The organism is Sphingomonas flavida, assembly GCF_036663655.1.
Classification (GTDB): Bacteria; Pseudomonadota; Alphaproteobacteria; order Sphingomonadales; family Sphingomonadaceae; genus Sphingomonas.
The window spans coordinates 1-12,609 of the sequence record NZ_JAXOJH010000021.1 but is presented as its reverse complement, the minus strand read 5'-3'; the positions used below and the strand labels follow the sequence as shown (position 1 = coordinate 12,609).

Genomic DNA, 12,609 nt, shown 5'->3' with positions numbered 1-12,609 from the left:
CCGGGTGGGGGAGCGGGCCGGTGCCGCCTGGAAGCAGTCAGTCGCGCTCCAGCCATTCGGCGTCGATCACCAGCAGCAACCGGTCTTCGGCCGTCCCGGCGATCGGCGGCGAGCGGTGGATGATCGCCCGGTCGCCCGCCAGCGCGCGCCCCTTGAACAGGCCGACATCGCCGGTCGCCAGCGCGCGCGGCGGCGTGTCGGCATCAGCACCGAGCGGCAGCCACTGCGTCGCCTGGCCCGCATAGGTGCAGATCAGCCGCATCGCGACATAGTCGGCATGGAATTTCCAGCACCCGTTGCCCGTCACCCGCTCCAGCCGCACCTCGACCCGCTCTTCGCCCGACAGGGACGCGAACCGGGTGGCAAGCCGCCCGATGTCCCGCGCCAGAGGTCCGTGCCAGTGCTGCGCCGCGCCATCGGTGGCCAGCATCTGGGTCAGCCTTGCCTCGACCTCCGGCGCGGCCGCCGCGAAGCGGATCGGCGTCAGCATGGACAGGTCCGGCAGGTCGAGCGGCGAGGGCCGCTCCCACACCGCCAGCGTCACCGCCGGATCATGGATCGCGTCGAGCACGGCGGCTTCATCGGCCATCGCCACATGATCGGGCACCGCTTCGGCCTGCGGTGCAATAGGGAAGGCGAGATCGGAAAACACGGACGCGCTGACTCCAGGCATGATTACCAATGTTATGATACAACATAATGTAAAGTCAGCAAGTCAGTGGGGGAGGTGTACGAAAAAAGGGACGGTGCCTCGCGGCACCGCCCCTTCCTCAGGTCCGGTCGGACGTCGCGGTTCAGGCGGCGTCGTTATCCGGGAAGATCTTGGCGGGCTTCGATCCCCACAGCGCATAGGCGAGCACGACGACTTCGCACGCCATGGTCAGGAAGAACGAGTTCTGCAGGCCGTAACGATCGGCCAGCCAGCCCTGCACGACCACGAGCGCGCCACCGGCGATCGCCATGATCATCAGGCCCGAGCCTTCCTCGGTCAGCGGGCCCAGGCCACGAATGGCGAGGGTGAAGATGGTCGGGAACATGATCGAGTGGAACAGGCCCACCGCGATCAGCGACCACATCGCCACCGGGCCGGTGGTGAAGGTGGCGATGGCGACGACGATCAGCGCACCGAAGGCGAAGACGGTCAGCACGCGTTCCGGCGCGACCTTCTGCATCACGAAGCTGCCGACGAAGCGGCCGATCATCATGCCGCCCCACAGCAGCGACAGATAGCGCGAGGCCTGGTCATGCGTGACGGCGGCGATGTTGGGCTGCGACACGAAGTTGATGAACAGGTTGGCGACGCCGATTTCCGCCAGCAGATAGGCGATCATCGTCGGGATGCCGAGCGTCAGGTTGCGATGCTTCCACAGCGAATGCTGCTTGCGCTCGGCCTTGGCCGCACGCTGCGTCGAGGAACCCAGCGCGGGGAGCGGGAAGCGGGCGATGACGACGGCCAGCACGACCAGCACGATCGCGACCAGCACATAGGGCAGGATGACCGACTGGGCGTCGGCATAACGCTGCGCCTGGGTCAGGGTGACGCCTGCTTCCGCCGTGCCGCTGCGGCTGCGGCCCAGGATCAGGTAACCGGCGAATAGCGGGGCGAGCGTGGTGCCCAGCGAGTTGAACGCCTGCACCAGGTTCAGGCGCGACGAGCCGGTCTCCGGCGGGCCGATGACCGTGACATAGGGGTTGGCCGCGACCTGGAGCAGCGTGATGCCGCTGGCGATCACGAACAGCATGACCAGCGTGACGCCGTAGGAGGGCAGGCTGGCGGCGAGCGTCATGCCCATGGCGCCGGCGGCCATGATCAGCAGGCCGATGACGATCGACTTCTGATAGCCGACCCGCTCGATCAGCTTGGCCGAGGGGATGGAGGCGAAGAAATAGGCGATGAACCAGACCGACTCGATCAGCGTGGTCTGGGTATAGTCGAGTTCGAACACCGACCGCAGATGCGGCAGCAGGACGCCGTTGATGACGGTGATGAAGCCCCACATGAAGAACAGGCTGGCCAGCAGGGTCAGCGCCGACCGGTAGTTGGCGGCCCTTCCCCCGACAGGCGTAGCGCCGTTGGCGCGGGACGTGACGGGTGGTGCGGCCATGGCATTCCTCTCCTTCGCGCCGGGAAACATCGTCAAAAGATGTTCGTTGACCGGCTTGCTCCTAATATTTTGTCTGACTATAGTGACGCAAAAGGCGCGTCAATGGCGTCTGGCGACGAAAGGGTGAGGCATGTCGGTGGCGTCAATCAAGAGCCTTCTTACATTGGTAGCGGTAACCTCCGCAATGACATCCACAGCCGCTCTGGCGAGCGAGGCAAAGCGTGCCCCCGCCGGCCAGTCGTCGGACGGTGCGGCGATCGAGGCGGTGACCCTGACCAACAAGGCCGGGCTGTCGGCGCGCGTCCTGACCTATGGCGCGACGCTCCAGGCAGTGATGGCGCCCGACCGCAACGGCCAGCTCGCCGACGTCCTGCTGGGCTATGACAAGTCCGAAGACTATGTGAACCACCCCAATTTCTTCGGCGTGACCGTGGGCCGCTTCGCCAACCGCATCGGCGGGGGGCGCTTCACGCTCGACGGCAAGCCCTATCAGCTGACGCTGAACGACAAGGTCAACTCGCTGCACGGCGGGACCAAGGGCTTCGACAAGCATCTTTGGCGGATCGTGTCGATGAAGGACGGCCCCACCGCCAGCGTGGTGATGGCGCTGACCAGCCCGGACGGCGATCAGGGCTATCCGGGCAAGGTCGATGCGACCGTCACCTATTCGCTGGACGAGGCGGGGTCGCTGACCATCGCGTTCGAGGCGAAGACCGACAAGCCGACCATCGTCAACATGACAAACCACGCGATCTTCAACCTGAACGGCGAGGGTTCGCCGCTCGGCGCGACCTATCACAAGCTGACCATCCCGGCCGCCGCCTATACGCCGGTCGACGCCAAGCTGATCCCGACCGGCGAGCGCAAGCCGGTGCAGGGCACCGTGTTCGACTTCCGCCAGCCCCGCGTGGTCGCCGACGGCATTCGCGACGGCAACGACCAGCAGATCCGCTACGGCCAGGGCTATGATCACAATTTTGCGCTCGACAAGGGGCTGACCGCGACGCCGCAACTGGCGGCACGGCTGGAGGACCCCGCCTCGGGCCGCGTGCTCGAAGTGTTGTCGACCGAACCGGGCGTGCAATTCTATACCGGCAACTTCCTCGACGGCACCTATGTCGGCAAGAAGGGGCATCTGTACCGCATGGGCGACGGCATCGCGCTGGAGCCGCAGAAATTCCCGGACTCGCCCAACAAGCCCGACTTCGTCTCGCCGCGCGTCGATCCGGACAAGCCGTATCGCCACACGATGATCTATCGCTTCTCCACCGCTCGCTGACCGAAAGCCTGAAATGACCGACACGCCCAACCCCACGGCACAGCGCCTGCGCAGCCGCGCCTGGTTCGACAATCCCGAAAACATCGACATGACCGCGCTCTATCTGGAGCGGTATCTGAACTTCGGCCTCAGCCTGGAAGAGCTTCAGTCGGGCAAGCCGATCATCGGCATCGCACAGACCGGCTCGGACCTCAGCCCCTGCAACCGCCACCATCTGGTGCTGGCCGAGCGTGTGCGCGAGGGCGTGCGCGAAATGGGCGGCATCGTCCTGGAATTCCCGGTCCATCCGATCCAGGAAACCGGCAAGCGCCCGACCGCGGGCCTGGACCGCAACCTGGCCTATCTGGGCCTGGTCGAGGTGCTGTACGGCTATCCGCTTGACGCCGTCGTCCTGACCATCGGTTGCGACAAGACGACCCCGGCCGCGCTGATGGCCGCCGCCACGGTCAACATCCCCGCGATCGCGCTGTCGGTCGGGCCGATGCTCAACGGCTGGCACAAGGGCGAGCGCACCGGCTCGGGCACCATCGTGTGGAAGGCGCGCCAGATGCTGGCGGCGGGTGAGATCGACGATGCCGAGTTCATCCGCCTGGTCGCCTCGTCGGCGCCGTCGACCGGCTATTGCAACACGATGGGCACCGCGACGACGATGAACTCGCTGGCCGAAGCGCTGGGCATGTCGCTGCCCGGTTCGGCCGCGATCCCCGCGCCGTATCGCGATCGCCAGGAAGTCGCGTATCTGACCGGCAAGCGTATCGTCGAGATGGTCCATGAAGACCTGAAACCCTCCGACATCCTGACCAGGGAAGCGTTCCACAACGCGATCAAGGTCAACTCGGCGATCGGCGGCTCCACCAACGCGCCGATCCATCTGTGCGCCATCGCGCGCCACATCGGCGTCGACCTGCCGGTCGAGGACTGGGAGACCGAGGGGCACAAGGTGCCGCTGCTCGTGAACCTGCAGCCGGCGGGCGAATATCTGGGCGAGGATTATTACCGCGCCGGCGGCGTCCCCGCCGTGGTCAACCAGCTGATCGAGCAGGGCCTGATCCACGAGGACGTGATGACCGTCAACGGCAAGACCATGGGCGAGAATTGCCGCGGCAAGGCGATCGAGGACGAAAAGGTCATCCGCCCCTTCGCCCAGCCGCTGGTCGAGGAAGCGGGCTTCATCGTCCTGTCGGGCAATCTGTTCGACGCGGCCGTCATGAAGACCAGCGTGATCTCGCCCGAGTTCCGCGAACGCTATCTGTCCAACCCGGACGATCCCGACGCGTTCGAGGGGCCTGCGGTCGTGTTCGACGGACCGGAGGATTATCACCACCGGATCGACGATCCCGCGACCGGCATCACGCCCGAGACGTTGCTGTTCATGCGCGGCGCGGGGCCGATCGGCTATCCGGGCGCGGCCGAAGTCGTCAACATGCGTCCGCCCGCCTATCTGATCACCGAGGGCGTGCACGCGCTGCCCTGCATCGGTGACGGCCGCCAGTCGGGCACGAGCGGTTCGCCCTCGATCCTGAACGCCAGCCCGGAAGCGGCGGCGATGGGCGGCCTGGCGCTGATCGAAACCGGCGACCGGGTGCGCATCGACCTGAACAAGGGCACGGCCAACATCCTGATCTCCGACGAGGAACTGGCCGAGCGTCGCAAGGTGCTGGCGGCGGCGGGTGGGTATAAATACCCGGCCTCGCAGACCCCGTGGCAGGAAATCCAGCGTTCGGTCGTCGGCCAGATGTCGACGGGTGCGATCCTGGAGGGTGCGGAGAAGTATCAGCGCATCGCCCAGACCCAGGGCCTGCCGCGCGACAACCACTAAAGGTGAGACGGGCCGGGCGGATCATCTTCGCCCGGCCCGCCATTCGCCGTCCACCGGGGGCGGGTCAGTGATGGATCAGCCAGGCCAGCGCGGCTTCATACGACAGGAAGGCCTCGAAATTTTCCAGCGCGTAGTTCCGGCGCGCCTGCAATTTCAACGGGCTGGAATCCAGGACCAGTGCAAGCCGGTCGCTCGCCTGGTAATTTTCGGCAATGCCGTCGCGCATCCGGTGGATCATTTCGGGTGTCATCACGGGCGCGCCGCGTCGATCGATCAGTGCCTTGGCCCAACCGCCCAACCGGGCCCGCGACTCGATCAGCAACGGTTGGAACGCCGCCCAGTAACGCTCGGCGGTTTCTTGGGTCCAGAGGTTGCTGGTGCGGACCTGCACGATATGGTGATCGTCCATCCAGATGATGAAGTCAGGGTCGTCCACTCTCATACGGCGAAACGCGTTTCTTCGTCAGATGATGTCATCCTGACCATGAATAGAGGCAAAATCGCCGCGGGCCAATCGAGCTTCGGCGCATGCCTGTCTCGCCCGGACACGCCGCGGGGGCCTCGCCGGCGCCGCGCGAGCGAGGCCTTGACCTGTGAACAGCGGCAATCGATACCGCTAACAAGAATGGCGGAGAGGATGTTATGCCAAGCAATACCATCGACCTGATCGGCGCGTTGCCGGATGACTGGCGCGAGGGGCGTTTTGTCGGCCGGATCGACCGGGGCGAGGGGCCTTGCCCCATCCTGGTGGTCGAGGGACAGGTTTATGACATGAGCCGCGTCGCCCCGACCGTCGCCAATCTGCTGGCGGGTGGCGCGATCGATCCGGTGCAGGGCGAGCCGCTGGGCGAGCTGGTCGAGCTGGACCTGTCGCCGGACGCGGGCGCGGCCAACCGGCTGTTGTCGCCGATCGACCTGCAATGCGTGAAGGCGGCGGGCGTGACCTTTGCCGTGTCCGCGCTGGAGCGGGTGATCGAGGAGCGGGCGCGCGGCGACCATGCCAAGGCGGCGGGCCTTCGCGGTACGCTGGAGGCGGCGCTGGGCGGCAATATCCGCTCGGTCGTACCCGGTTCGCCCGAAGCCGCGCAGTTGAAGGACGCGCTGATCGCCGAGGGACTGTGGTCGCAATATCTGGAGGTCGCGATCGGCCCGGATGCCGAGATCTTCACCAAGTCGCCGGTGCTGTCGACGGTGGGCTGGGGGATGCCGGTCGGCGTCCGCTCCGACTCGACCTGGAACAATCCGGAGCCCGAGGTGGTGCTGGTCGCCGATGCGCATGGCAAGGCGGTCGGCGCGACGCTGGGCAACGACGTGAACCTGCGCGATTTCGAGGGGCGCTCGGCGCTGCTGCTCGGCAAGGCGAAGGACAATAACGCGTCCTGCTCGCTGGGTCCGCTGGTCCGCCTGTTCGACGACGGCTTCACCATGGACGATGTCCGGTCGAGCGAGGTCAAGCTGACCATCACCGGCACCGACGGCTATGTGCTGGAGGGTGCAAGCTCGATGGATCAGATCAGCCGCGATCCGGAGGACCTGCTCGGTCAGGCGCTGAGCGAGCATCACTATCCGGACGGGCTGGTCCTGTTCCTGGGCACGCTGTTCGCGCCGACCCAGGACCGCGACGAGCCGGGCCGCGGCTTCACCCACAAGGTCGGCGACACGGTCGTCATCACCAACCCGCGTCTGGGCACGCTGGTCAATCCGGTGATGACCTCGGCCGACGCCCCCGCCTGGACCTTCGGTCTGGGCGACCTGATGCGCAATCTGGCCAAGCGCGGCCTGTTGTGACGGAGACGATTTCGATGTTGCAGAAGACCAGCGCGGCCGACACGGTCGCGCGCTATCCCAGCCTGATCGACAAGCGCGTCATCATCACCGGCGGCGGCTCCGGGATCGGTGAGGGGCTGGTCGAGGCGTTCGTGGCGCAGGGCGCCCGCGTCGCGTTCGTCGACATTGCGGAGGATGCCAGCCAGGCGTTGGTCGACCGTCTGTCGGGTGATGCCCGCCATGCGCCGATCCATCGTCGCTGCGACCTGACCAACCTGGACAGCCTGAAGGCGATCTTCGCCGATCTGGAAGCCGCGCTGGGCGGCGTCAACATCCTGGTCAACAATGCGGGCAATGACGATCGCCACAGCATCGCGGACGTGACGCCTGCCTATTGGGACGAGCGGCTGAACGTCAATCTGCGCCACCAGTTCTTCGCCGCGCAGGCGGTGATCCCCGCGATGAAGCGGGCCGGGGGCGGCGCGATCCTGAACTTCGGGTCGATCAGCTGGCATCTGGGTCTGAACGACCTGGTCCTCTACCAGACGTGCAAGGCCGCGATCGAAGGCCTGACCCGCAGCCTGGCGCGCGACCTGGGTCGCGAGAATATCCGCGTGAACACCATCGTGCCGGGCAACGTCCAGACGCCCCGCCAGGAAAAATGGTACACGCCCGAGGGCGAGGCGGAGATCGTCGCGGCGCAATGCCTGGACGGGCGCATCCAGCCGTCGGACGTGGCGGCTTTGGTGCTGTTCCTGGCGTCGGACGATGCGAAGATGTGCACCGGCCACGACTATTTCATCGACGCCGGTTGGCGATAAGACACGGCGCGAGAGCATAGGAGAGAGTGATGCAGCAGGCCGAACATTGCCTGACGGTGGGCGCGACGCTGGGCGAGGGGCCCATCTGGGTCGATGACGCTTTGTGGTTCGTCGATATCAAGCAGCAGCGCGTCTATGCCCATGATCCGGTCGCGGGCACGCTCGATCACTGGGCCTCGCCCGAAATGGTCGGCTGGATCGTGCCGGCGCAGCGCGGCGGCTTCGTGGCCGGGCTGAAATCCGGGCCGCATCACTTCGATCCCGCGACCGGCGCGTTCGAGCGCATGGCCGAGGTCGATACGCATCTGCCCGCCAATCGCCTGAACGACGCATGCGTCGACGGGCAGGGGCGAATCTGGTTCGGCACGATGGACAATGACGAGACGGCCAAGTCGGGGCGTCTGTTCAGCTGGGTCGCCGGGCTGGTTTCGCCGTCCAGCGCGGCGGCGGTGTGCATTACCAACGGCCCCGCCATCTCGCCCGATGATTCGACGCTTTATCATGTCGATACGCTGGGCAAGGTGATCCTGGCGCATTCGATCCTGGCCGACGGCACGCTGGGCCCCGCGACCGAGTTCGCACGCTTCGGCGATGCGGACGGCCATCCCGACGGCGCGATCTGCGATGCCGAAGGCGGCGTGTGGGTGGGCTTCTATGGCGGCTGGGCCGCGCGTCGCTATGGCCCGGACGGGGTGCTGACCGACGAGGTTCGTTTCCCCGTGTCGAACATCACCAAGATCGCGCTGGGCGGCCCCGATGGCCGCACCGCCTATGCCACGACGGCGCGGCAGGGGCTGTCCGACGAGCAACTGGCCGAGCAGGTCCAGGCGGGGGACATCTTCACCTTCCGCGTGACCGTCCCCGCCAAGCCGCTCAACCGCGCGGCGTTCTGAGGCAGTTCCTGATTCCTCCCCTGCAAGAGGAGGAACAGGGTGAAGGACGATTCCTTTCCCGAACCCGGCGTCTCGGGTGGCCCGCTCCCTCCACGGGGGCGGGCCTTCTTATCCCTCCATCGCGCTGCGGGTATCTTCCAGCGCCAGGTCGACGAGCAACCGCATCGCCTCTCCCGCCGCCTCGACATCGCCCGCGGCGATCGCGTCATAGACCTTCACATGGTCGGGCACCGGATTGCGGGGCAGCGCGCGCGCCCGCTGCTTGAACTGGGTGGTCCAGGCGACCGCCGCGCCGATGCTGGCGCTCAGCACGACCAGCGCGTCGTTGCGCGTCGCAGCCAGCACCGCATTGTGGAAATCCCGGTCGGCCGTCCGCCCCGCCTCGGTCGCCAGCGTATGGCGGCGCATTGCGGCGAGGGCCTCGCGCATGTCCTTCAGGTCCGCCTTGTCTCGCCGCTCGGCCGCCAGCCGCGCGGCGGCAGGCTCGACGATCGCGCGCAGCTCGAACAGGCTGCGAACGAAATGAATGTCCGGCTCGCCCGAAAAGGCCCAGGCAAGGACATCGGGGTCGAGCAGGTTCCAGCGGTGGCGCGGCAGGACGCGGGTGCCCGTCTTGGGGCGGCTTTCAACCAGTCCCTTGGCGCTCAGCACCTGTACCGCCTCCCGATAGGCGCTGCGCGACACGTCGAGCGCTTCGGAAAAGGCGACCTCGCCCGACAGCGTATCGCCGGGGCGATATTCGCCCGAGACGATCGCCGCGCCCAGCTTGTGTGCGATCGCACCGTGCAGGCGGCGGCCGGTGCCGCGCCTGGCCTTGGGTGCTGCCTCCTCGGGTGGCGTGTCGGCCACGGGCTCGGGCGATCGGTCGCCCTTCGTCATGCTGTCATCCATCGCGTCTACCTCTCCGCCCCCATCTTCGCGCACAACCTTTAACATTGCCATCGCTCCGTCAAACTAATATGTCGGAGTAATATAAAGGAGCTTCCCCTATGACCGATTTCCGTTCGATCGACGCCGCCACCGGCCAGCCGGTGGGCGACGCCTTTGCGGTGCACGGACCGGCCGATGTCGACGCGGCCTGCGCAGCCGCCGAGGAGGCGTTCGACGTCTATCGCGCCACGACCCGCGAAGAGCGTGCCGTGTTCCTCGACAAGATCGGTGCCGAGATCATGGCCATCGGTGATGGTCTGATCGAAGCCGCGATGCGCGAGAGCGGCCTGCCGCGCGCGCGCCTGGAGGGCGAGCGTGGCCGTACCGTCGGCCAGCTGGGCCTGTTCGCCAAGGTGCTGCGCGCCGGGGCCTATCTGCAGGTCCGCGTCGACCCCGCCATGCCCGACCGCCAGCCGCTGCCGCGCCCCGATCTGCGCCTGCGCATGGTGCCGCTCGGCCCGGTCGCGGTGTTCGGTGCTTCGAACTTCCCGCTCGCCTTCTCGACCGCCGGTGGTGATACGGCGTCGGCGCTGGCCGCCGGTTGCCCGGTCGTGGTGAAGGGCCATCCCGCCCATCCGCAGACCGGCGCGCTCGTCGCCGCGGCGATCGAGCGGGCGGTCGAAGCGTGCGGCCTGCCCAAGGGCGTGTTCAGCCACCTGACCGGCCCCAGCAACGATCTGGGCGCCGCGCTGGTCCGTGATCCGCGTATCGCGGCGGTCGGCTTCACCGGCTCGCGCGCCGGTGGCCTGGCGCTGGTCAAGATCGCCCAGGAACGGCCCGTGCCGATTCCCGTCTATGCCGAAATGTCGAGCATCAACCCGGTCGTGCTGATGCCGGAAGCGCTGAAGGCGCGCGGGCAAGCGCTCGGCACCGCCTTTGTCGGCTCGCTGACCATGGGCGCTGGCCAGTTCTGCACCAATCCGGGCCTGCTGCTCGCCATCGAGGGCGAAGGGCTGGACGCATTTGTCGAGGCGGCCCGCACCGCGCTGACCGACGCTGCGGCGCAGACCATGCTGACGCCGGGCATCCATGCCGCCTATACCAAGGCATCGGAGACGCTCGCCGGTCACGACAAGGTCGAGACGGTGGCGCAAGGGAAAGTGGGCGAGGGCATCACCGCCGGTCGCGCGGCCTTCTTCCAGACCACCGCTCAGGCGTTCCTGGCGGACGAGGCGCTGGGTCATGAAGTGTTCGGCGCATCGTCGATCCTGGTCCGCTGCCGCGACGAGGCGGAACTGACCGCCGTGCTCAAGGCCGCCGAGGGTCAGCTGACCGCGACCATCCAGATGGACGAGGGCGATACCGACATGGCTGCACGGCTGGTGCCGGTGCTCGAGCGCAAGGCGGGTCGTATCCTCGCCAATGGCTGGCCGACGGGCGTCGAGGTGGCGCACGCCATGGTCCATGGCGGGCCGTTCCCCTCGACGTCGGACGCACGCACGACCTCGGTCGGCAGCATGGCGATCGACCGCTATCTGCGCCCGGTCTCCTATCAGAACCTCAGTGCGGCGCTGCTGCCTCAGGATCTCAAGGACGAAGCGGCGGGCACGCTGCCCCGCCTGGTCGACGGCCAGCCGGGCTAAGGAATGACGGGGCGCGGGCCGACTGGGTCCGCGCCCCTTTTTGTTGATAGAATATAGGGGAGGATTTGATGGCTGATCGTCTGTTGCAACACCGTGCGCCCGATGGAACCCGTTCGGTCATTCTGGCGCGGGGCGACCAGGCCGCGTTCGTGCCGGGCGTCGAGAGCGTCGTCGCACTGGCCCAGCGCGCGATCGCCGAGGGCAAGACGCTGCTCGAAACCGCGCTGGCCTGTGGTGAAGGCAAGAGTGCCGATCTCGCGGCCGAGCTGGCGGCGGGTCATCTGATCGCGCCGGTCGACCATGAAGACCCCGCACACTGCGTGATGACCGGCACCGGCCTGACCCATCTCGGCTCGGCCGAGGGGCGCGACAAGATGCACCGCGATGCGGCGGCCGCTGCGCACCAGACGGACTCCATGCGTATGTTCCTGGAAGGCGTCGAGGGCGGCAAGCCCGGCGAAGGCCAGGTCGGCCAGCAGCCGGAATGGTTCTACAAGGGCGACGGCACCCAGCTGGTCGGTCCCGGCGCGGCGCTGGAAATGCCTGCCTTCGCGCAGGATGGCGGCGAAGAGCCCGAACTGGCGGGCATCTATCTGATCGGACCCGACGGCACCCCGCATCGCCTGGGCCTGTGCCTCGCCAACGAGTTCTCCGACCATGTGACCGAGCGGCACAATTATCTGTGGCTGGCCCATTCCAAGCTGCGTCCGGCCGCGCTCGGTGCCGAGCTGCTGCTCGGCGAAGTGCCCGAGCATATCGAGGGGACCAGCAAGATCGCCCGCGACGGCCAGACCATCTGGGAAAAGCCGTTCCTGTCGGGCGAGGCGAACATGTCGCACAGCCTGGCGAACCTCGAGCATCACCATTTCAAATATGCGCTGTTCCGTCGTCCGGGCGATGTCCATGTGCACTTCTTCGGCACCGCGACGCTCTCCTTCTCGGACGGCATCCGCACCGAGGAGGGCGATGTGTTCGAGATTTCGGCGGCGCCCTTCACCCTACCGCTCGCCAATCCGCTGAAGCGCAGCGATGACACGCCGGTGACGGTCGGACTCCTCTGAGCTGCGTTTTCTGACCCGCTGAAATCAGAAGGGGCGCTCTTTCCTGCGGGAAAGGGTGCCCCTTTTGCATCCGGACCGTGATCCTCGCCTTGATTCGACCGGTTTGGACGCCGTGATTCGGATTTGCACGCCCGATCGGGGATAAGGTTCCGAAGCAGGAGCGTTCGGCAGCACCTGCTAAGTCTTTAATCGGTAACGGTTTCGCCAGTTTTTTGCAGAAAAATGAAAATCCGTTGTTGACCGGTCCGGGACCTCGGCCTAGAGGGGTTTCACCGCAGCGGTGGTCGCAACGACTGACCGGTGCAGCTACGACAGACTGGCGCGCTGGAAGCCCTGGGAACGGGGTGGTAA

Annotated in this window: 11 protein-coding genes; 7 read left to right on the top strand and 4 right to left on the bottom strand. The window is 66.7% G+C overall.

The window, feature by feature from the left end:
• Positions 1-37: 37 nt before the first annotated feature.
• Both U1703_RS16850 and U1703_RS16845 read right to left on the bottom strand, forming a co-directional pair.
• A complete protein-coding gene (locus U1703_RS16850) occupies positions 38-652 on the bottom strand; it encodes a DUF1826 domain-containing protein (RefSeq protein ID WP_332786630.1) in 615 nt (204 codons plus the stop codon).
• A 142-nt stretch (positions 653-794) separates the two neighbouring features.
• Positions 795-2,105: a sugar MFS transporter gene (locus U1703_RS16845; RefSeq protein ID WP_332786629.1), complete on the bottom strand. Its 1,311-nt coding sequence runs from the start codon at positions 2,103-2,105 to the stop codon at positions 795-797.
• A 184-nt stretch (positions 2,106-2,289) separates the two neighbouring features.
• On the opposite strand from U1703_RS16845, the gene U1703_RS16840 reads away from it, so the two are divergent.
• The gene (locus tag U1703_RS16840) at positions 2,290-3,384 is read left to right on the top strand and encodes an aldose epimerase family protein (protein WP_332786628.1); all 1,095 of its coding nucleotides are present in this window, start codon (positions 2,290-2,292) and stop codon (positions 3,382-3,384) included.
• Between the two features lie 13 nt (positions 3,385-3,397).
• Positions 3,398-5,203: an IlvD/Edd family dehydratase gene (locus tag U1703_RS16835; protein ID WP_332786627.1), complete on the top strand. Its 1,806-nt coding sequence runs from the start codon at positions 3,398-3,400 to the stop codon at positions 5,201-5,203.
• Between the two features lie 64 nt (positions 5,204-5,267).
• On the opposite strand, the gene U1703_RS16830 is transcribed toward U1703_RS16835, so the two are convergent.
• Positions 5,268-5,645 carry a hypothetical protein gene (locus tag U1703_RS16830; protein ID WP_332786626.1) on the bottom strand — a complete coding sequence of 126 codons (378 nt, stop codon included), beginning with the start codon at positions 5,643-5,645 and terminating at the stop codon, positions 5,268-5,270.
• Between the two features lie 200 nt (positions 5,646-5,845).
• Between U1703_RS16830 and U1703_RS16825 the strand changes: the two genes are divergently transcribed.
• The 3 genes from U1703_RS16825 to U1703_RS16815 are packed head-to-tail and all read left to right on the top strand — an operon-like array spanning position 5,846 to position 8,684.
• Entirely contained in the window at positions 5,846-6,991 is a 1,146-nt protein-coding gene (locus U1703_RS16825; RefSeq protein ID WP_332786625.1) for a fumarylacetoacetate hydrolase family protein, read from the top strand.
• A 14-nt stretch (positions 6,992-7,005) separates the two neighbouring features.
• Positions 7,006-7,791 carry a D-xylose 1-dehydrogenase gene (xylB, locus tag U1703_RS16820; protein WP_332786624.1) on the top strand — a complete coding sequence of 262 codons (786 nt, stop codon included), beginning with the start codon at positions 7,006-7,008 and terminating at the stop codon, positions 7,789-7,791.
• Positions 7,792-7,820: 29 nt separating this feature from the next.
• Entirely contained in the window at positions 7,821-8,684 is an 864-nt protein-coding gene (locus U1703_RS16815; protein WP_332786623.1) for an SMP-30/gluconolactonase/LRE family protein, read from the top strand.
• A gap of 108 nt (positions 8,685-8,792) precedes the next feature.
• Here the strand turns inward: U1703_RS16815 and U1703_RS16810 are convergent, their stop codons facing one another.
• The gene (locus U1703_RS16810; protein ID WP_332786622.1) at positions 8,793-9,563 is read right to left on the bottom strand and encodes a FadR/GntR family transcriptional regulator; all 771 of its coding nucleotides are present in this window, start codon (positions 9,561-9,563) and stop codon (positions 8,793-8,795) included.
• Positions 9,564-9,673: 110 nt separating this feature from the next.
• Between U1703_RS16810 and U1703_RS16805 the strand changes: the two genes are divergently transcribed.
• Complete coding sequence (locus U1703_RS16805) at positions 9,674-11,197, top strand: aldehyde dehydrogenase (NADP(+)) (RefSeq protein WP_332786621.1); 1,524 nt, start codon at positions 9,674-9,676, stop codon at positions 11,195-11,197.
• A gap of 68 nt (positions 11,198-11,265) precedes the next feature.
• Positions 11,266-12,258 carry an AraD1 family protein gene (araD1, locus tag U1703_RS16800; RefSeq protein WP_332786620.1) on the top strand — a complete coding sequence of 331 codons (993 nt, stop codon included), beginning with the start codon at positions 11,266-11,268 and terminating at the stop codon, positions 12,256-12,258.
• Positions 12,259-12,609: the final 351 nt, after the last annotated feature.